Source organism: Achromobacter sp. HZ34 (assembly GCF_002209485.1).
GTDB lineage: Bacteria > Pseudomonadota > Gammaproteobacteria > Burkholderiales > Burkholderiaceae_B > Bordetella_C.
Genome location: NZ_NJIX01000001.1, coordinates 476,267 through 494,317 on the forward strand (window position 1 = coordinate 476,267; position 18,051 = coordinate 494,317).

An 18,051-nucleotide genomic window follows, 5' to 3' on the forward strand; every position below is an offset into this window, starting at 1 on the left:
CAGGGCGCCATATCCGCCCGCATTCAATCAAGCAGGAGACATATCCATGTATAGCAAGTTTCTACGCGCCCTGGCCATGACGGCCAAGGGCGGATTCAACTCGGCCGCGGTCGTCGTGTCTGCCGTCGCCATGTCCGCTGTCGTCATGTCTGCCGCGGTTACCCCCGCCCACGCCGCCGACGCGTTCCCGACTCGCACCATCCGCTACATCGTGCCGTTCTCGCCTGGCGGCGTGTCCGACGGCGTGGCGCGGCTGATGGCCGAACAGTTGACCCAGCGGCTGGGACAGTCCGTCATCGTGGAGAACAAGCCGGGCGTGTCTGGCATCGTCGGCACCCAGCTGGTGGCGCGGGCCGACGCGGATGGCTACACCATCGTCGGCGGCACCATCACCACGCATGCGGTCAATCCCTTCTTCGTCAAGAAGCTGGGCTATGACCCCGTCAAGGATTTCACGCCCGTGGCGCTGGTGGGCATGGTCAGCAATGCCCTGGTGGTGCGCGCCGACAGCCCTTACAAGTCGGTGCAGGACGTCATCGACGCCGCCCGCGCCAAGCCGGATACCCTGACCTACGGCACCGCGGGGCCAGGCACGTCCCAGCATCTGTCGGGGCAGTTGTTCCAGTCCATCTCCGGCACGCGGCTGCGCCAGATCGTCTACAAGGGCGGCTCGCAGTCCATGATCGACCTGATCGGCGGCCAGATCGACATGGTATTCGACACGGTGGCGGCGGCGCGCCCCATGATCGACTCGGGCAAGGTCAGGGTGCTGGGCGTGACGTCGGCCAAGCCGCTGGCGGATCTGCCGCAGGCAAAACCTTTGGCCGAGTTGGGTTTGCCGGGCTTTGAAATGCAGTCGTGGCAGGGTATCTTCGCCCCGGCCGGGACGCCGGCGCCGGTGGTGGATCGCCTTGCCAAGGCCATTGCCGATGCGGTCGCCGCGCCCGAGGTGCGCGCCAAATTGCTGATGTTGGGCGTGGCGCCGGACGGCCGGGGTTCGGCGCAATTCACCGCGTTCCAGGCCAGTGAAATCGAAAAATGGGGCAAGGTGATCAAGGACGCCGGCATCCAGGCGGATTGATACGCGATCCGCGCCGTTCGATGCCACCCCGCCCATCCAGGAGACAAACATGACCGATCCCCGCTATCCCATCGATGGCCGCTTGCCGGCAATGTTCCGCAGCGGCCAGCCTTTGCGCGGGCTGTTCAATGGCCTGCCCAGTCCGGCCATCATCGAAATGTGCGCCTATGCCGGCTTCGACTTCGTCATCATCGACAACGAGCACGGCAGCGCCGACCTTGGCGTGACCGAGCACATGTTGCGCGCGGCGCGGGCGTCAGGCATCGCACCGGTGGTGCGTTGCTTCGAGCACGATCTTCCGCGCATTCTGGACATGGGCGCCAGTGCCGTGCAGGTGCCCATGGTGCAGACCGTGGAGCAGGCACGGCGCCTGGCGGGCATGACGCGCTATCCGCCCCTGGGCAACCGCGGCAGCGCCTTCAGCACGCGCGCGGCGGGCTACGGCGCCTATGGCGGCGCGGGCCACACGCAACGCAGCAATGACGGCATCGCCTTCATCGCCATGATCGAGACGCCGGAGGCCGTGGACGTGGCGGCCGGCATTGCCGGAGTGGAGGGCGTGGATGCCGTCTTCATCGGGCCCAATGACCTGGCGCATGCCATGGGCCATGGCAGCGACTGGAACGCCGAGCCCGTGCAGCGCGCCATCGAACGTGGCCTCAAGGCCATCGCCGATGCCGGCAAATGCCCGGGCATCATCACCCTGACGCCCGCCGACGAAGAAAAATACGGCGCATGGGGCGCGCGCTATTTCTGCAATGTCTCGACCAGCATCATCACCCGCGCCCTGGCGCAGGCAGCGTCGGCTGGCAAGGATGCGAAATTACGTTATTGATACGCGGTATACCCATATACTGGATCGTTTGTTTGACTGCTCACGTGTATCGATAGAATCCTTCGCACGGCGGCGCCCAGCCTCCATGCGACGATTTGGAACCCCATGAGCGAACATCTGGATTATTGGCATTGCTTTGGCGAGGACTACGCGTCCTCGCGCGCGCTTTTCCTCGACGCTGCCGCCCGCGCCGGTGCCGCGGTGACGAGCTATCCGCATCCCGAGTGGCGCGGCCCCGCCGGCGAACCGCTGGCGATCGACGTGGCCACCGTGGGTTCGCGCGATGCGCCGCGCCAGCTGCTGGTCATCAGCGGAACGCACGGTCTGGAGGGCAGGGCAGGATCGGCCATGCAGGTCGCCTGGCTGATAGCGGGCGACGCCAGGAAGCTGCCCGCTGATGTCGGCGTGGTGCTGGTGCATGCACTGAATCCCTATGGCTTCGCCTACGCGTCCCGGACCACGGAAAACAATGTCGACCTGAATCGCAACTTCGTCGACCATCGAGCGGCCTACCCGGCCAATCCCGGCTATGCCGAACTGCACGACGCGCTGATACCCGCGGCGTGGTCCGAGGCGACGCTGGCGGCGACCGAAGCCGCGACCGCGCGCTTCCGCGAACGGCATGGCGCGGATGCCTTGTTCGATGTCACCGCCCGTGGGCAGTACACGCACCCCGACGGCGTCATGTACGGCGGTTCGCAGCGGGAATGGTCCAACGTGACGCTGGAACGCATCGTCCAGGCACATCTGCCCGGTGCGCGGCAGGTCGGCCTGATCGACTGGCACACCGGCATCGGTGATTACGGCCAGCCGTTCTTCCTGTGCTTCAATCCGGACGGCAGCGACCTGCAGGCCGAGGCAGCCCGTTGGTGGGGCCAGGACCTGGTCGTGGGACAACGCCCCAACGGGCTGGCGCGACCGGATTATCAAGGGCTGGTCTTCAACGGCGTGCGGCAGTTCCTGGGCGACCGGCCCATGGTGGGCGCGGTGATCGAGTACGGCACCGCCGCCGGGCCCGCGCGCGCGGCCTCGCGGCTGGACCAGTGGTTGCGCTTCAAGGCGCCGGCCCAGCCGGACGCGCGCCGCGATGCCGTCTTGCGCGCCGACGTCATCGATGCCATGGTGCCCACTTCCAGCCTGTGGCGCCGAGCGGTGATCAAGCATGGCTTGCGTATCACCCGGCAGGCGGTAGACGGCATGGCTACGTGGCATCTGGCTGGCGCGAAGCATGGCGTTGAATGAGTGAGAGACGAGCATGGCCATCGACAACAGCCAGGAAGCCCTCGTGCGCGCGCTGACGTATGCCAGCCTGCGCGAACAGGCGCAGGCGCTCGCGCAAGGCCGCGTGCGAGCGATTGAACTGCTGGAACAAAGCCTGGCGCGCATCGACCGTTATGACGGCGCCATCAATGCGGTGGCGGTGCGCGATGACACGCGGGCGCGTCAGGCCGCGCTGGCCGCCGACAAGCTGCTTGCCGACGGTGTGCGCAAGCCGCTGTTGGGCGTGCCGATCACGGTCAAGGAATCCTTCGACGTCCAGGGGCTGTACACCACCAGTGGCAATCCCGCCTTCGCGGACAATCTGGCCGAGCGCGATGCGCACGCCGTGGCTGCCTTGCGCGCGGCGGGGGCCGTCATCCTGGGCAAGACCAATGTGCCCCTGGCCCTGGCCGATTTGCAGAGCTACAACGCGCTGCACGGTATCTGCCGCAATCCCTGGGACCTGGCGCGCACGCCGGGAGGCTCGTCGGGCGGTTCGGCCGCGGCGCTGGCTGCTGGCTATACCGCACTGGAACTGGGCTCCGACATCGGCGGCTCCATCCGTATCCCCGCGCATTTCACCGGGGTGTTCGGCCACAAGAGCAGCTATGGCCTGATCTCCATGCGCGGGACCAGCGTTCCCCCGGGCCGGGTCGCGGATCGCGACCTGGGCGTCGCCGGGCCACTTGCTCGCAGCGCGGCGGATCTGGATCTGGCGCTGGACCTGCTGTTGAACCTGGACCCGCTGGCCCGCAAGGCCTGGCGCGTCAGCCTGCCCCCCAGCCGGCAGCGGGACCTGGCGGGGCTTCGCGTGTTGTTGCTGGACCAATGGCCGGGGGCGCCGCGCAGCCTGTCTGAACGGCTGGTGGTGGCGCGCGTGGCGCAGCGGCTGCATGCCGGCGGCGCCAAGGTGTTGTGGGCCGCCGACCTGCAGGCCGGCGTATTGCCCGACCTGCAATTGGCGCACCGGGTCTATCGCAGCCTCATCGGTTCGTCGCTGGCGACGCCGCCGCGGCTGAGCGAGGCCGCCCAGCGCATGCTGGAGGCGCTGGCGCCCAGCGACGAGAGCGCGGACGCCGCGTGGTTGCGCGCGCCGACGCTGTCGCACAGGGACTGGCTGGCCAACAATGAATTGCGCCACCGCATGCGCGAACAGTGGGAGCGCTTGTTTGAATCCGTCGATATCGTCGTTACGCCCGTGGCGCCGACGCCGGCGTTCCAGCACAACCACACCGAACCCAAGGACCAGCGTACCTATCCGGTGGCGTTCGAGGATGGCATCCGCCCGGTGCGCTTCATGGACCTGTTCCACTGGGCCGGTTTGCCGGTGATGCCGGGATTGCCGGCCACGTCCTTCCCGGTCGGCCTGGATGACGATGGCTTGCCGGTCAGTGCGCAGGCCATGGGGGCGTACCTGGAAGACCGTGGCACCATCGCTTTCGCGGGCTTGATGGAAGCGGCATTCGGCGGTTTCCAGGTGCCGCCGGGCTACGAACCCTGAGGGGCACGTACCGCTACCGCAGCTTCTGGTCCAGCGCGTCGCGCAGGCCATCGCCCAGCACATTGAAGGCCAATGACGTCACGAAGATGGCGAGGCCCGGGAAAAACGCCACGTGGTCGGCCATCCCCAGATAGGAGCGGCCGTCGGCCAGCATCGCGCCCCACTCGGGCGAAGGCGGCTGGGCGCCCAGGCCCAGGAAGCTGAGGCCGGCCGCCACCAGGATGGCGGTGCCCATGCGCATCGACGTCGTCACGATGATGGCCGGCAGCGCGCCGGGAAAAATGTGGCGCATGATGATGACGCCAGGCCGCACGCCGATGCTGCGCGCGGCCTGCACATACAGCGATCGGCGCAGGCCGAGGGTGGCGCTGCGCACCACGCGTGCGTACACCGGGATGCTGAAGACGCCCACCGCGTAGATCACATTCGATACCCCGGGCCCCAGCAAGGCGACCACCGCGATGGCCAGCAGGATGCCGGGGAAGGCCAGCATCACATCGCAGGCGCGCATCAGCAAGGTGTCCGTGCGGCCGCCCGCGTAGCCGCTGACCAGGCCGATGGCGATCCCTATCACGCCGCCCAGTAACACCGACAGGGCGCTGACGGCCAGCGAGATGCGGCCGCCCCAGATGATGCGGCTGAAGATGTCGCGGCCATAGGAGTCGGTGCCGGCCCAGTGTGCGGGCGATGGTCCCGCCAACACGTTCTGGTAGTCGGGCGCGGTGGGATCGTAAGGCGCCACCCAGGGTGCGGCGACGGCGCCCAGCACCAGCAGCAGGACCATGGCCAAGGCGACCTGGGTCGTGCGTTGCCGCAGCAGGCGCCTGGCGTGAACGCGCCAGGGCGAAGACCTGACGCTGTCGCCGCCGTTGCCATTGCTGCCGCTGTCAGCGGGCAACGGCTTGGTGTCCTCAAGGGATTGCGTCATGACAGGCGCACCTCCGGATTGGCGAAGCCGTACAGCAAGTCGACGACGAAGCTGATCAGCGAAAACTCCAGCGCGAACAGCAGGATCAGCGCCTGGATGACGGGGTAGTCCCGATAGGCCACGCTGTCGACCAGCAGGCGTCCCAGCCCCGGCCAGGCGAACACGGTTTCCGTGATGATCGCGCCGCCCAGCAGGGCGCCGAACTCCAGTCCGGCCATGGTGATGATGGGCAGCAGGGCGTTGCGCAAGGCGTGACGCCAGACGATGCGCCATTCCGGCAGGCCTTTCATGCGGGCGGTGCGCACGTAGTCCTCGCTGGCGGCTTCGATATAGCCGGAGCGCGTGAAGCGGGCAAGGATGGCGGCCACCGCCGCCCCCAGGGTCAGCGACGGCATGATAAGCGAGCGCCAGTCATCGAAACCGCCCGTTGGCAGCCAGCCCAGGCGCACGGAGAACAGGTTGATCAGCAGCAGCCCCATCCAGAACGTCGGGAAGGAAATACCCGATACCGCCAGGACCATGCCGGTCTTGTCCTGCCACCGGTTGTGGCGGATGCCGGCCAATACGCCCAGGCCTACGCCGACCACGGTGGCCCAGGCCATGGAGACCGCTGCCAGCAGCAGGCTGGGCCAGAAACGCTGTGCGATTTCGCTGGCAACGGGCTGATTGGTGGTGATCGAGCGCCCCAGATCACCCTGCAGGATACGGCGCATGTAGCGGGCATATTGCGTCCAGATGGGCTGGTCCAAGCCCAGTTGCGTGCGGACCACGACCACTTCAGGCTCGGTCGCCTCGGGTCCGGCGATCAGGCGGGCAGGGTCACCGGGCAACAGTCGCACGAACGCGAATACCAGGATGGAGACGGCAATCAGGACAGGGATGGCGCCCAGCAGGCGGCGGACGGCGAACTGGAGCATGGCCTTATCCCGCCTCCGCCGCAACGTAATGATCAGGTCCCACCTGGACCAGCTGCTTGCGCACGGGGTGTTGCCCGGGTGGCAGCCAGGCGCTGGGGATTTCGCTGTCGTCCAGGCCCCGCGCATGGTCGCGGCGGGTCGGGTCGGGCACGGGCACCGCGGCAAGCAGGCGGCGGGTGTAGGCATGCCGCGGCGCGCTGAAGACCGCCTGGCGCGGACCGATCTCGACGATCTGGCCCAGGTACATGACGGCCACGCGATGGCTGATGCGTTCGACGATGGCCATGTCATGGGAAATGAACAGGCACGCCAGGCCGTTTTCGCGCTGCAGCCGCATCATCAGGTTGACGATGCGGGCGCGGGTGCGCACATCCAGGGCGGCGACGGCTTCGTCGGCGATGAGCAGGTCCGGGCAGCTGGCCAAGGCGCGCGCCAGGCAGACTCTTTGCCGTTGGCCGCCGGAGAGGGCGTGGGGATAGCGGTCGACGTAGGCGGCCGGCAGGCCCACCTGGTCCAGCAGGGCCAGCACGCGCTGGCGTATCGCGCCGCCGCTGGCCAGCTTGTGGGTGACGATGGGCTCGGCAATCGAAGCCGCTATGGTCAGCCGCGGATTCAGGGAGGCCTGCGGATCCTGGAACACATACTGGATGCCACGGTGCAGCAGCGCTGCGCTGGCCGTGTCACGGTGATGGATATCCTGGCCCTTGAAACGCAAGACGCCCGCGGCGGGCTGTTCGAGCCGGATGATGGAGCGCCCGGTGGTGGATTTTCCGCAGCCTGACTCGCCGACCAGCGCCAGGGTCTCGCCGGGACGGATATCGAAACTGATGTGCTCGACCGCGTGGATGCGGCCGCGCGAGCGGCCCAGCAACCCTCGGGCAAGGTCGAAGCCGGTACTGAGTCCGCGCACTTCCAGCAGCGGCGCTGCCGTCGTATCGACGCGGTCCTCGGGCAACGGTTCGGTTTCGTCCGCCAGCGCAATAGGCTGCGGCGTCGAAGTGTGCGCCAGGCTGCCCAGGACAGGTAGCGCGGCCAGCAATTGCTGCGTATAAGCATGCGCCGGTGCCGCGAAAATCTGCTCGACCTCGCCCTGTTCGACGATGCGGCCGTCCTGCATCACCGCCACCCGATCCGCGACTTCCGCGACCACGCCCATGTCGTGCGTGACGAAGAGAATGGCCAGGTCCTGTTCGCGCTGCAACTCGCGGATCAAGCGCAGGACCTGTGCCTGCACGGTCACGTCCAGGGCCGTGGTGGGTTCGTCGGCGATCAGCAGGCGTGGGTGGCAGCTCAAGGCCATGGCGATCATGACGCGCTGGCGCATGCCGCCGGACAGCTGGAAGGGATAGCGGTCCAGTTGCTGCGCGGCATTCGGCAGGCGTACCAGATCCAGCAGGCGGCGCGCTTCGGCACGCGCCGCGCTGCGCGCGCTGCCCTGGTGCAACATGATGGCGTCGGTGATCTGGTCGCCGACGCGCAGCACCGGGTTCAGGCTGCTCATGGGCTCCTGGAAGATCATCGCAATCTCCGGGCCGCGCAGCGCGCGCATGCGGTCCGCGGATGCCTGGGCCAGGTCTATCGTGCTGCCGTCGCGGGAATGGTAGTGCAGGCTGCCGGCGCGGATGCGTCCACCGGCATGATCCAGCAAGCGTGTGATGGCCAGGCAACTGACTGATTTGCCGGAGCCACTCTCGCCGATCAGGGCAACGATCTTGCCGGGAGCGATGTCCAGGTCCAGCCCGCGCACGGCCGGGAAGCCGCCAATCTCGACGTCCAGGCCGCTTATCCGCAACAACGGTGCAGCGCTTGCGGCGGGGCGTGCGCCGCCCGGTTCCATCATTGAAGATCCGCGCTTTCGTAGCTCAGCGACGTGTCTGCCTGCTGGCGCAGTCCAACCAGGTTCTTGCTGCGGCCGGCCAGCAGTGTGTCGACCGACAGGAAGATCCAGGGCGCGTTGTCCCAGACGGTCTTCTGCACTTCGTCATAGGAGCGCTTGCGCACGGCGGGGTCGGCCGTGGACAGGCCTTGGGTCAGGGCGCGCTCGACCGCTTCATTGTGGAAGTACGAGATGTTGAACATCGCCGGCGGATAGCTCTTGACCGACAGCAGGGGCCGCAGGGCCCAGTCGGCATCGCCGGTGGAGGGCGCCCAACTGCCATAGAACATGCGCACCTGAGCTTCCTCCGGCGTCTTGGCGCCCCACAGTTTGTCGGTCGCGACGCCAGCCTCGATGGGCTTGACGGCAAGGCGCACGCCGACGGCGGCCAGTTGCTGCTGCAGAAACTGCACCGCGCGCGAATTCAGCGTGTTGCTGAAGGTCCAGATCTCGGATTCGAAACCGTTCGGATAGCCCGCTTCAGCCAACAGTTGCTTGGCCTTGGCGGGGTCATAGGGCCAGACGTTCTGCTTCGTGTAGTAGGCGATGCCGGGCGCGACGGGGGCATCCATCGGCGTCGCATAGCCGTTGTAGACGATACGGATGAAGGCGTTCTTGTCGATCGCGTAGTTCAAGGCCTGACGCACGCGCACATCGTCGAACGGCTTCTTCAAGGTGTTGAGCGCCGCGTAGTGAATGACGATGGAAGGCGTCTTCACGGTGGCCAGCTTGGGATCCTTGGCCACCAGTTCCGCCGCTTCCGGTGGCAGGGGGAAGATGAACTGGGCCTCGCCGGCGCGCAGCATGGCGATGCGGCTGCCATTTTCCGGGGTGCTGCGGATGGTGACGCTATCGAGCTTGGGCAGGCCCGGCTTCCAGTAATGCGGGTTGCGGCTCGCCTTCAGGCGATCGGCCTGCTTGTCGACGAACACGAACGGTCCGGTGCCATCCGCATGGCGGCCGATGTCCTTGCCATATTGTTCCAGCGCCTTGGGGCTGATGATGGAGGCGCCCGTGTGGGCCAGGTAATTAGGCAGCACCGCGGAAGGGTACTTGGTGGTGATACGCACGGTGGCGTCGTCCACGACGTCGACCTTGTCGACCGCTTCGAGCAGGCTCTGGCGCTTCAAGTGCAGGGCAGGGTCGCGCAGGCGGTCGTAGTTGATTTTCACTGCCGCGGCGTTGAATGGCGTGCCGTCATGAAACAGCACATTCTTGCGCAGATGCACCGTGTAGACCGTGGCGTTGTCATTGACGTCGTAGCTTTCCGCCAGGACGGGGACGACCTTGAAGTTCTCGTCGAAGCCGAAGAGCCCCTGGTAGAACAAACGGGTGGCCGACAGGGAGACCGAGTCGTTCAGGTCGGTGGGATCCAGGCCCAGGATATTGTCCGAGACGCCTACCGTAAGATCCTTGGCACTATGAGCGGGAAAGGCATAGGCTAGCGTCGAGGCGAGCGTGGCGCCGAGGACGAGGGAGCGAATCGGGCGTGGCATGGTCTCAGGTGTCCGGTAGATTCAGAGATCCGCAGCATAAAGAGGGACTGGATGCGACAGAAATAACTTTTATGTCGATCCATATAGCGATGCAAGCCCTATTCGTGCCGATGTCGTGTGTTTTCCCTTGGGGGAATCCCGTAGAATCCGCTGCACACGAACCTCTCGGAGCGAACCATGGGCAAGGCGCTTTATCGGAACAGGTTGTCCCAGTACAAGTTTGCCGGCGCCTTGCTGGCGTCCGTGACGGGGTTGGTTGGCGTATCTGGCGTGGCACACGCACAGGATGACCTGAAGATTTTGACGGCGGGTGCGATCAAGTCCGTCGTCACCGGGATGGCCGGCACTTATCAGAAAGACGCCGGCCGTAAGGTCGCCGTCGAAAACGATACGGCGGGTGCATTGGTGCAGCGCATAGAGGCGGGCGACGCCTGCGATGTCACGCTTCTGCCGGGCGGCGCGCTCGAGGCCCTGGCCGGCAAGGGCCTGGTGGAGAAGGGCTCCATCAAGCCTGTCGCGCGCGTAGGCATCGGCGTCGTCGTGGCGGCCGGCGCCGCGCGTCCGGATATCTCGACTGTGGATGCGTTCAAGGCCGCGGTGTTGGCGGCACCTTCGGTTGCTTACCTGGATCCGGCGGCCGGCGGTTCGAGCGGGGTTTACCTGACGGGCTTGTTCAAGAAACTGGGAATAGAGCAGCAAGTGGCGGCAAAGGCGGTGCTGGTGCCTGGCGGATTGGTCGCCCAAAAAATCGTCGACGGGCAGGCCGCCCTTGGCATCCACCAGATCAGCGAAATACTGGCCGTGTCCGGCGCCACCTTGGTCGGCCCCTTGCCGGCCGACATCCAGAACTACACCAACTACGCCGCCGCGGTATGCACAAAGTCCACCGCCAAGCCCGCCGCGCAAGCATTCATCGAGCAACTCCATAGTGCTGCCGCACGGGAGTTGCTGAAGTCCAAGGGAATGGAGGCGGCGCAATAGCCGCGTCAGTTGGCTGGATAGAACTGCCCGAACCACGACCTGAACTGCATGACGGGTCCGTCGGCGTCGCAGAGTAGCGGATGCTCGCGATGGACTTTATTTTCCCAGATGGGAATATCGGCATACACGCCGCTTGCGTCCGCCGGCTTGCCGATTTTCTCGTTGATGAATTGCTCGATCAGCAAATCGATACACGGGTCGCTATCCACCTCGCCGTAGTAGAAAACGAAGCGCAATACGCTTCTGGTGCTTGAAATGGGTGTCGCGAGAAAAAGCATCGCGATCTCCACCATCCGCCGGTAATACACCAAGCCCTGTCCTGGCCCGGTCTGCGAAACGGTGATCAGATAAGGAAAGGCTATTTTCTTGCCGTCGTCGTCCAGATAGCTCACCGTGTCGGCCATTTCGCTTTTGCGGTGCAAGCCATTGAACTCATTCTTTATGGCGAACCTGGCCTCGTTCCCGTGCACACAGAACAGGTGGGGATAATCGACTGCATTTTCGAGTATCTCCTGTATATGGCAGTTGATCTCGAAAGCAAAGGCCTGCCTGGGTGTCGTGCCTTGCCATTTCGGTGGCAACTGGCTGTTTATGGGCCACGCAGGTTCGGTATTCCCGGGGTGAAACCATGCCCAGATGATCCCATCTAATTCCTTGACCGGAAGACGGCCGACATGGGCCCGTTTCTTCAGCGTTTCGCCATTCTTTATGGCATAGGGGATGTCGGTGCAGCGGCCGTCGGTGTCGAAGGCCCAGTCATGAAAAGGACAGCGTATCGAGTTTCCATCGACGGTTCCACCCATGCCGAGGTGCGCACCCAGATGCGGGCAGTGGGCTTCGATAAGGCCAAGGGTGCCCTCCTGATTGCGGAACAGCACCCACTCCTGCTCGAACATTTTCACCGTCGAAACAGTCCCTGCCGTGACTTGCGATGATTGCGCGACAAAAAACCATCCAAATGGCAGCGGTAAACCAGCTTTCGTGATTTTCATTGAGTTTCCTGCGTTCGTGACTCGTCGGACCCGTCGACCGCCTTGTAAGCGGTACGACATCGTCTGAGTGTCCGAGGCATACCGATTGTTCCCGCAGAGCAAGGCCGGGCCGCTTGCGAAAATGAAAGGAAACTGAAGGGAGTGTCTCCGGAATTAATGAGGGACGCGTGAAAGTGGCATGAATAGGGCCCTTAGTTCCCCGATTTCTGCAAAAAACTTCCAATACGCTTACTATTCGCTCCGCAGCCCCTACGCAGCTAACACGACTGATGACGACGAACGTGCGGGCGTTCTCGTCGGACGAAAAAGAGTGGAAATCAAAAGGGGGCGATACATCAATTAATAGGTATCTGGAGAAAAGCCTTGAACATTACCCGTCGCCGTTTCAATACGGCAGCCTTCGGCCTGGCGTCGATCGGCATCGCCCCGAAAATCGCTTTCGCGGACGACAAGTGGCCGTCCAAGCCCATCCGCATCGTGGTTCCCTTTGCCCCCGGCGGCGCCAATGACCTGCTGGGCCGCGCGGCCGCGGAAGGCATCTCGAAAGCGCTGGGTGTCAGCGTCATCGTCGAAAACAAGCCCGGTGCCGGCGCCGTCATCGGTACCGACTACGTCGCGCGTGCCGAGCCCGATGGCTACACGTTCCTGATCAGCGCCGCCGGCGTGATCTCGAACAGCATGATCCGCAAGGTCCACTACAAGGACAGCGACCTGGTGCCGGTGGCCATGGTTGGCTTGGCCCCGTCCGTCGTGGTCGCCCCGGCGAACTCGCCGTACAACACCCTGAAGGAATTCGTCGAAGGGTCGAAGAAGGGCCACGGCCTGCACTTCTCGACCGCCGGCACGGGCAGCACGCCGCACTTCGTCGAAGGCATCCTGACCACCAACTACGGCGCCAAACTGGATCTGGTGCCTTACAAGAGCGGCGGCGAATCGGTGTCTGCCGTCATCGGTGGCCAAGTCGACGCAACGTCGGAAGCCAGCATCGTGGTGCTGCCGATGGTCAAGGGTGGCAAGCTGAAGGCGCTGGCCTGCACGTGGTCGGAACGCATCAAGGCCTATCCGGAACTGTCGACCGCGGCCGAGCAGGGCTTCCCCGAGATCAAGATCGCCCACTGGGCCGGCCTGCATGCGCCCAAGGGTGTGCCGGACGCCATCCTGGACCGCGTCGCCGCCGGCGTTGACGCGGCCATGAAGGATCCCGCCAACGTCAAGCGCTTCACCGACCAGGGCATCGAGCCCGTCGGTGGCACGCGTGCCGACTTCATCAAGTTCTGCGATGAAGAACGCGCGCGCCTGGGCGCCGTGGTGAAAGCCACCGGCATGCATCAGGACGACTGAAGCGCGCCAGGGTTGCAGTCCGGACGACAGCAAGGTGCCGGGCTGTAGCCACGGTCCTCGTCCAGGGGTAAGTACCAATGTAGATACATTTAATGTATCCGTACCATGCGTACATTCGCTGGATACTGAATACGGGCCTCCAAGGGGAAGTCGCCAAGTATTCATTGGACCGTCATAAAAGCAGAGGGGCCGCTTATCGCGGCCCCTTTGTCATTTTCCCGAACCGGGTCCGGAGGAGGGAGGCTGACCAGATAGCCCCCCACATAGAGCGATGATGCTCCCTCCGGTTTCTTGCTTTTACTTCCAGGCGTCCCGCGTACGGCCGCCTCGCGTGGCGGCGAAGGTCGAAGAGAAGGCGCCGATCAGCATCGAGATGAAGGCCCACAGGGCAAAGCCCGCAGCCGCCTTACGCGCCGCATCCGCGGCTTCCAGCGCCTTCTGCTTGGCCTGGTCCGCCGCCTGCTTGGCCTTGTTGATGGTGTCATCGATGCGCTTTTCAGCAGTGGCCTGGTCCACGCCCGTCTGGTTCGAGATCACGCGGGCAACGTAGGTCTTGTCTTCCGGCGTGACATTGCCCCGCGCGATGCTGGTCGCGACGATGCGGCCCACTTCAGCCTTGGCGGCATCGCCTTGCGAGGCATCGGGACGATCCGAGCGGAACAGCGTGTCGGTGAAGTATTGGGTCGAAGGCAGCATGCCGCTACCGCCACCGGCGTTGCCGTTGCCCGCGGCGCTGGCCGCACCGGCGGTCGCCGCCGACGTCGCCGCCGTACCGGCCCCCGACGCGGCACTGGCGCCGACGTTGGCCACGCCGCTGATGGCGGACGACACGCCAGCCGTCATCAGGAACGCGCTGACGGTGGCGCCAAGGGCCCACACCAGGAAACCGTGGGCGGTATCGCGGAAGTACACCTCATCGGAATGGACGTCGACCCACTTGGTGCGCAGACGGCCGGCGATATAGCCACCCAGTCCCGCCGAGATGATCTGAATCACCACCAGCCAGACGATGGCGCCGACGCCGATGGCCTTGGCCGATGCGCCATCGCCGCTCCAGGGCGAGGAGGAAGCGAGTCCCAGGCCAGCGCCCGCGACCAGCAACATCAGATAGGTGGCTGTCGCCACGAAAGCGCCGGCAAGAACGGCGCCCCAGGATACCGCCGACCCGAAGGATTCGCGATTGCCCAGGGAGGCAGGCGATCCTGCAGGATATGCACGACTCGTTTCCATTTTGATTACCTCGGTTCTAGTGTTTGGTGATGCAGGCTTTAGCAACCGGCGTACCCGCCCACGAACAGGCCTTGCACGAGGTGCCGTACGGAACATCGAGGCGCGCCTGAATGAAAGCGCCAGGGTGAGGACAGGGGCGGCTTTGCCATGCCCCTCTGCTGTTGCCGCTGTGGCTGGCTTCTATTGCGCCGGCTTCTCGGCGTTGGCTGGCGCGTTGCGGTCCTGCGGCTGGGTCTGCGGCGGGGTATACAGCCGCTGCACGTCCTTGTTGGTCACCGCATCGTTGTCAGTGCCTTTCTGGGTATCGGGCGACGTACCGGACTTGGTGGCGGGATCCGTGCCGGCGGGGGCATGCGAGTCTCCCTGTGCGCCGCTGCCTTGCGGCCCGCTGCCGGAGGCGCCCACGCCGCCACCGCCTTGACCCGTCTGGTTGTGCTGGCCTTCGCCTTCCTTGCCGGAACCCAGGCCCTGGGACTGGGCGGGCGCCGCAAGCATCAGTCCGGCCGCGCCGACCCCGGCGGCAGGCAAGGAAATGCTGCCCAGCCAGGGCGCGGCGGCGGTCGCCACCGCGGCGATGGTGACGGCAATACTGCTACGGCGTGTCTTCCTGTTCATGGCGGTCTCCTGGTGTAAGCCCGCTGTTGCAAGCCCGCTGTTGCAAGCCTGTTGTTGCAAGCCCACTGTTGCAAGCCCGTTGTTGCAAGCTGTCTGTCAGCAAGCCGCAGGTTCCATGCCCGGCGCGCGCTACGCGTTCGTCACCGCCCCGTGCCAGGCCGGCACCGACCGAATCACCAGCTTCTCCGCCTCCACCACCAGGAAGAACAGCACCGCGCCGGCGAACAGCTTGGCCCACACCACCAACGGCAGGCTTTCCGACGAGAAGATCGCCTGAAAGGGCGGGGCGTAGGTAAACAGCAACTGCAGCACCACCACGGCCCCGATGCCGTACCACAGCAAGGGATTGCCTCGATGCGCCCGCAAGGTCAGCGACGAGTGGATCAAATGCCGGCTGTTGAGCAGATAGAAGACCTGGCCCAGCGTGATGGCGTTGACCGCGGCAGTGCGGGCCATCGCCTCGGACGCGCCCTGTGCCTGCATCACGAAGAACGTCATCAGCGTGTAGGCCACCAAGGCTGCCCCGACGAACAGCACCCGCCAGACACCGAAACGGCTGAGGATGGGCCGCTCCACTGCACGGGGCGGCTGCTGCATCACATCGGGTTCATGCGGTTCGAAGGAGATCACCAGGCCCAAGGCGACCGAGGTGATCATGTTCACCCACAACACCTGCGGCGCGGTGATGGGCAGGGCGAAGCCGAAAATGATCGCCGCCGCGATCACGGCGCCCTGGGCGACATTGGTCGGCAGCATGAAGAGCATGGCCTTCTCGATATTGTTGTAGACGGTGCGGCCTTCCTTCACCGCCGCCGAGATCGAGGCGAAGTTGTCGTCGGCCAGGATCATGCCGGCCGCTTCCTTGGTGACTTCCGTGCCCTTGATGCCCATCGCTACACCGATGTCCGCCTTCTTCAGCGCGGGCGCATCGTTGACCCCATCGCCCGTCATGGCCACCACCTGGCCATTGGCCTGGATGGCCTTGACCAGGCGCAGCTTGTGTTCCGGGCTGGCACGGGCGAATACATCGACGTCGCGCACGCATTCCTGCAGCGCCGCGTCGTTCATGGCCTCGATCTCCACGCCGGCGACGGCGGTGCGGCCGTCGCCTATTCCCAGCATGCGGGCAATGGCCGCGGCGGTGATCTTGTGGTCCCCGGTGATCATCGTCACGCGTATGCCGCCCTCATGGCATTCGCGCACGGCCTCGATGGCCTCCTTGCGGGGCGGGTCCATCAGGCCCACCAGCCCCAGCAGCACCAGGTTATGCGGCAGGTCCTGGGGCAGGAGGCCGCCGCCATGTTCACCATCGCGTCCGCCCAGGCCCGGATTCGGCAGCCAGGCCAGGCCCAGCACCCGTTCTCCCTGTGCTGCCAGCCGTTCGCCCTCGCTGTCGAAATACGCCCGGTCCATGCGCCCGACGCCTTGCGTTGTCTGCTGCCGATCGCTGTGCGCCATGATGACTTCGGGCGCGCCCTTGACCAGCAGCATCTCGCCGTCGCTCGACCGGTGCAGGGTCGCCATGAACTTGTGTTCGGATTCGAAGGGAATGGCGTCGATGCGCGGCGCGGCGGCGGCAACCGCGGCGCGGTCCATGCCCAGCTTGGCGGCAAAGGGGTACAAGGCGCCCTCGGTGGGGTCGCCTTCGACTTTCCACTTGCCCTCGGCCTGGAACAGTTCGGCGTCATTACAAAGACAAGACACCAATCCCATCATCTGCAAGGCGTCGGGCACGGCGCCGGTCACCGGGCGCCCATCCGCGCTGACCTCGCCTGCGGAGGCGTAGCCGTCGCCGGTAACGCCATAGGCGCGGTCGGCGGTGACGACGGAGGTCACCATCATTTCCATCAGGGTCAGCGTGCCGGTCTTGTCGGAACAGATGCGCGAAACGGATCCCAGCGTTTCCACCGCGGGCAAGCGGCGGATGATGGCATTGCGTTGCGCCATGCGCTGCACGCCGATCGCCAGCGTGATGGTGATCAGCGCCGGCAGGCCTTCCGGGATCACCGATACCGCGATGCCGACGATGGCCTGGAACAGCTGCACGAAAGTCATGTGGCCCAGCCAGTGGCCCCAGGCGAACAGCAGCACGCTGACGGCGCCGATGACGGCGGTGATGGTGTAGCCGAATTTCTTGATCTGGCGCAGCAGCGGGGTCTCCAGGACACTGACTTCGGCCAGCATCTGGTTGATGCGGCCCAGTTCCGTCGCGCTGCCGGTGGCCACGACGACGCCCGTGGCGCGACCCGAGACCACCAGGGTGCCGGAGAAGGCCATATTGGCGCGGTCGCCCACGGTGGCCTTGGCGGAAACAGGGGCGGCGGTTTTTTCGGCGGGGACCGATTCGCCCGTGAGCGCGGCCTCTTCGGTACGCAGGTTCTTGACGTCGACCAGGCGCAGGTCCGCCGGAATCTTGTCGCCGGACTCCAGCAGCACGATGTCTCCGGGCACCAGGTCTTCCGCCGCCACCAGGCGGGTCGCGCCCCCGCGCAGCACGCGCGCCTCCGCCGATAACATGTTGCGGATGGAGTCGAGCGCCTTTTCCGCACGGCCTTCCTGCACGAAGCCCAGCAGCGAGTTCAGGATGACCACCGCGAAGATGATGGACGCGTCCAGCCACAGGCTCAGCATCAGCTTGATGAAGCCGGAGACCAGCAGGACGTAGATAAGGATGTTGTTGAACTGGGCGAGGAAGCGGGCGAAAGGGCCTTTCTTCTTGCCCTGTGGCAGGCGGTTGGGCCCGTGGGTGGCGAGCAGGCTGGCGGCTTGCGCGCTATCGAGTCCCACGGCGGGGTCGACGTTCAGTTGGCGTGCCACGTCGCTGGCGGGCAGTGCATGACTGGGTAGTGCGTCGGCCTCACGCCCATGGCCGGTGCCTCCCGTCCCCTCGGTGCCACCCCTCTCGTCCGAGCCTACGGCAACTTGCTGAGCTGAGTTCATACCCGTCTCTCCCGGTTGCGGCGCATTCAGGGGCATGGGTACCGGAACTCGCGCGTGG

14 protein-coding genes are annotated in these 18,051 nt (G+C 65.3%); 6 read left to right on the forward strand and 8 right to left on the reverse strand.

Going from position 1 to position 18,051, the window contains the following annotated elements; all coding sequences use genetic code 11:
- Positions 1-46 precede the first annotated feature (46 nt).
- From CEY05_RS01980 to CEY05_RS01995, 4 genes are all read left to right on the forward strand, one after another.
- On the forward strand, positions 47-1,081 hold the full coding sequence (locus CEY05_RS01980) for a tripartite tricarboxylate transporter substrate binding protein (protein WP_233161309.1): 1,035 nt from the start codon (positions 47-49) through the stop codon (positions 1,079-1,081).
- Between the two features lie 49 nt (positions 1,082-1,130).
- Positions 1,131-1,916, forward strand: coding sequence for an HpcH/HpaI aldolase/citrate lyase family protein (locus CEY05_RS01985; RefSeq protein ID WP_088595712.1), 786 nt, complete (start codon positions 1,131-1,133; stop codon positions 1,914-1,916).
- Positions 1,917-2,021: 105 nt separating this feature from the next.
- Entirely contained in the window at positions 2,022-3,158 is a 1,137-nt protein-coding gene (locus CEY05_RS01990) for a M14 family metallopeptidase (protein ID WP_088595713.1), read from the forward strand.
- A gap of 13 nt (positions 3,159-3,171) precedes the next feature.
- Positions 3,172-4,677: an amidase gene (locus tag CEY05_RS01995; protein WP_088595714.1), complete on the forward strand. Its 1,506-nt coding sequence runs from the start codon at positions 3,172-3,174 to the stop codon at positions 4,675-4,677.
- Positions 4,678-4,690: 13 nt separating this feature from the next.
- Here the strand turns inward: CEY05_RS01995 and CEY05_RS02000 are convergent, their stop codons facing one another.
- Genes CEY05_RS02000 through CEY05_RS02015 form a run of 4 tightly spaced genes read right to left on the reverse strand, consistent with a single transcriptional unit; the run spans position 4,691 to position 9,894 of the window.
- Positions 4,691-5,605 (reverse strand): ABC transporter permease, encoded by a 915-nt coding sequence (locus CEY05_RS02000; RefSeq protein ID WP_088595715.1) that lies wholly within the window; start codon positions 5,603-5,605, stop codon positions 4,691-4,693.
- Complete coding sequence (locus tag CEY05_RS02005) at positions 5,602-6,522, reverse strand: ABC transporter permease subunit (RefSeq protein WP_088595716.1); 921 nt, start codon at positions 6,520-6,522, stop codon at positions 5,602-5,604. The genes CEY05_RS02000 and CEY05_RS02005 overlap by 4 nt, the downstream gene beginning before the upstream one ends.
- A 4-nt stretch (positions 6,523-6,526) precedes the next feature.
- On the reverse strand, positions 6,527-8,359 hold the full coding sequence (locus tag CEY05_RS02010) for a dipeptide ABC transporter ATP-binding protein (RefSeq protein WP_369825885.1): 1,833 nt from the start codon (positions 8,357-8,359) through the stop codon (positions 6,527-6,529).
- The gene (locus CEY05_RS02015) at positions 8,359-9,894 is read right to left on the reverse strand and encodes a glutathione ABC transporter substrate-binding protein (protein ID WP_088595718.1); all 1,536 of its coding nucleotides are present in this window, start codon (positions 9,892-9,894) and stop codon (positions 8,359-8,361) included. The genes CEY05_RS02010 and CEY05_RS02015 overlap by 1 nt, the downstream gene beginning before the upstream one ends.
- 177 nt (positions 9,895-10,071) lie before the next feature.
- On the opposite strand from CEY05_RS02015, the gene CEY05_RS02020 reads away from it, so the two are divergent.
- Complete coding sequence (locus CEY05_RS02020; RefSeq protein ID WP_088595719.1) at positions 10,072-10,875, forward strand: substrate-binding domain-containing protein; 804 nt, start codon at positions 10,072-10,074, stop codon at positions 10,873-10,875.
- 5 nt (positions 10,876-10,880) lie between these two features.
- On the opposite strand, the gene CEY05_RS02025 is transcribed toward CEY05_RS02020, so the two are convergent.
- Positions 10,881-11,867, reverse strand: a complete 987-nt coding sequence (locus CEY05_RS02025) for an aromatic ring-hydroxylating dioxygenase subunit alpha (RefSeq protein WP_158219236.1) — start codon at positions 11,865-11,867, stop codon at positions 10,881-10,883.
- A gap of 405 nt (positions 11,868-12,272) precedes the next feature.
- Between CEY05_RS02025 and CEY05_RS02030 the strand changes: the two genes are divergently transcribed.
- The gene (locus CEY05_RS02030) at positions 12,273-13,208 is read left to right on the forward strand and encodes a tripartite tricarboxylate transporter substrate binding protein (RefSeq protein ID WP_233161394.1); all 936 of its coding nucleotides are present in this window, start codon (positions 12,273-12,275) and stop codon (positions 13,206-13,208) included.
- A 297-nt stretch (positions 13,209-13,505) separates the two neighbouring features.
- Here CEY05_RS02030 and CEY05_RS02035 read toward each other — a convergent pair whose 3' ends face one another.
- The 3 genes from CEY05_RS02035 to CEY05_RS02045 all read right to left on the reverse strand — a co-directional run bounded on the left by CEY05_RS02035 (position 13,506) and on the right by CEY05_RS02045 (position 17,993).
- Positions 13,506-14,438 (reverse strand): hypothetical protein, encoded by a 933-nt coding sequence (locus tag CEY05_RS02035; protein ID WP_198952651.1) that lies wholly within the window; start codon positions 14,436-14,438, stop codon positions 13,506-13,508.
- Positions 14,439-14,618: 180 nt separating this feature from the next.
- Positions 14,619-15,053, reverse strand: coding sequence for a hypothetical protein (locus tag CEY05_RS02040; RefSeq protein ID WP_088595722.1), 435 nt, complete (start codon positions 15,051-15,053; stop codon positions 14,619-14,621).
- 129 nt (positions 15,054-15,182) lie between these two features.
- A complete protein-coding gene (locus CEY05_RS02045; protein ID WP_088595723.1) occupies positions 15,183-17,993 on the reverse strand; it encodes an HAD-IC family P-type ATPase in 2,811 nt (936 codons plus the stop codon).
- Between the last annotated feature and the right edge of the window lie 58 nt (positions 17,994-18,051).

Coding starts and splice junctions, on each gene's coding strand:
- CEY05_RS01990 (WP_088595713.1), top strand. CDS start 2,022: ATGAGCGAACATCTGGATTATTGGCATTGCTTTGGCGAGGACTACGCG.
- CEY05_RS02005 (WP_088595716.1), bottom strand. CDS start 6,522: ATGCTCCAGTTCGCCGTCCGCCGCCTGCTGGGCGCCATCCCTGTCCTG.
- CEY05_RS02020 (WP_088595719.1), top strand. CDS start 10,072: ATGGGCAAGGCGCTTTATCGGAACAGGTTGTCCCAGTACAAGTTTGCC.
- CEY05_RS02025 (WP_158219236.1), bottom strand. CDS start 11,867: ATGAAAATCACGAAAGCTGGTTTACCGCTGCCATTTGGATGGTTTTTT.
- CEY05_RS01985 (WP_088595712.1), top strand. CDS start 1,131: ATGACCGATCCCCGCTATCCCATCGATGGCCGCTTGCCGGCAATGTTC.
- CEY05_RS02010 (WP_369825885.1), bottom strand. CDS start 8,359: ATGGAACCGGGCGGCGCACGCCCCGCCGCAAGCGCTGCACCGTTGTTG.
- CEY05_RS02000 (WP_088595715.1), bottom strand. CDS start 5,605: ATGACGCAATCCCTTGAGGACACCAAGCCGTTGCCCGCTGACAGCGGC.
- CEY05_RS02015 (WP_088595718.1), bottom strand. CDS start 9,894: ATGCCACGCCCGATTCGCTCCCTCGTCCTCGGCGCCACGCTCGCCTCG.
- CEY05_RS01995 (WP_088595714.1), top strand. CDS start 3,172: ATGGCCATCGACAACAGCCAGGAAGCCCTCGTGCGCGCGCTGACGTAT.
- CEY05_RS02040 (WP_088595722.1), bottom strand. CDS start 15,053: ATGAACAGGAAGACACGCCGTAGCAGTATTGCCGTCACCATCGCCGCG.
- CEY05_RS02035 (WP_198952651.1), bottom strand. CDS start 14,438: ATGGAAACGAGTCGTGCATATCCTGCAGGATCGCCTGCCTCCCTGGGC.
- CEY05_RS01980 (WP_233161309.1), top strand. CDS start 47: ATGTATAGCAAGTTTCTACGCGCCCTGGCCATGACGGCCAAGGGCGGA.
- CEY05_RS02045 (WP_088595723.1), bottom strand. CDS start 17,993: ATGAACTCAGCTCAGCAAGTTGCCGTAGGCTCGGACGAGAGGGGTGGC.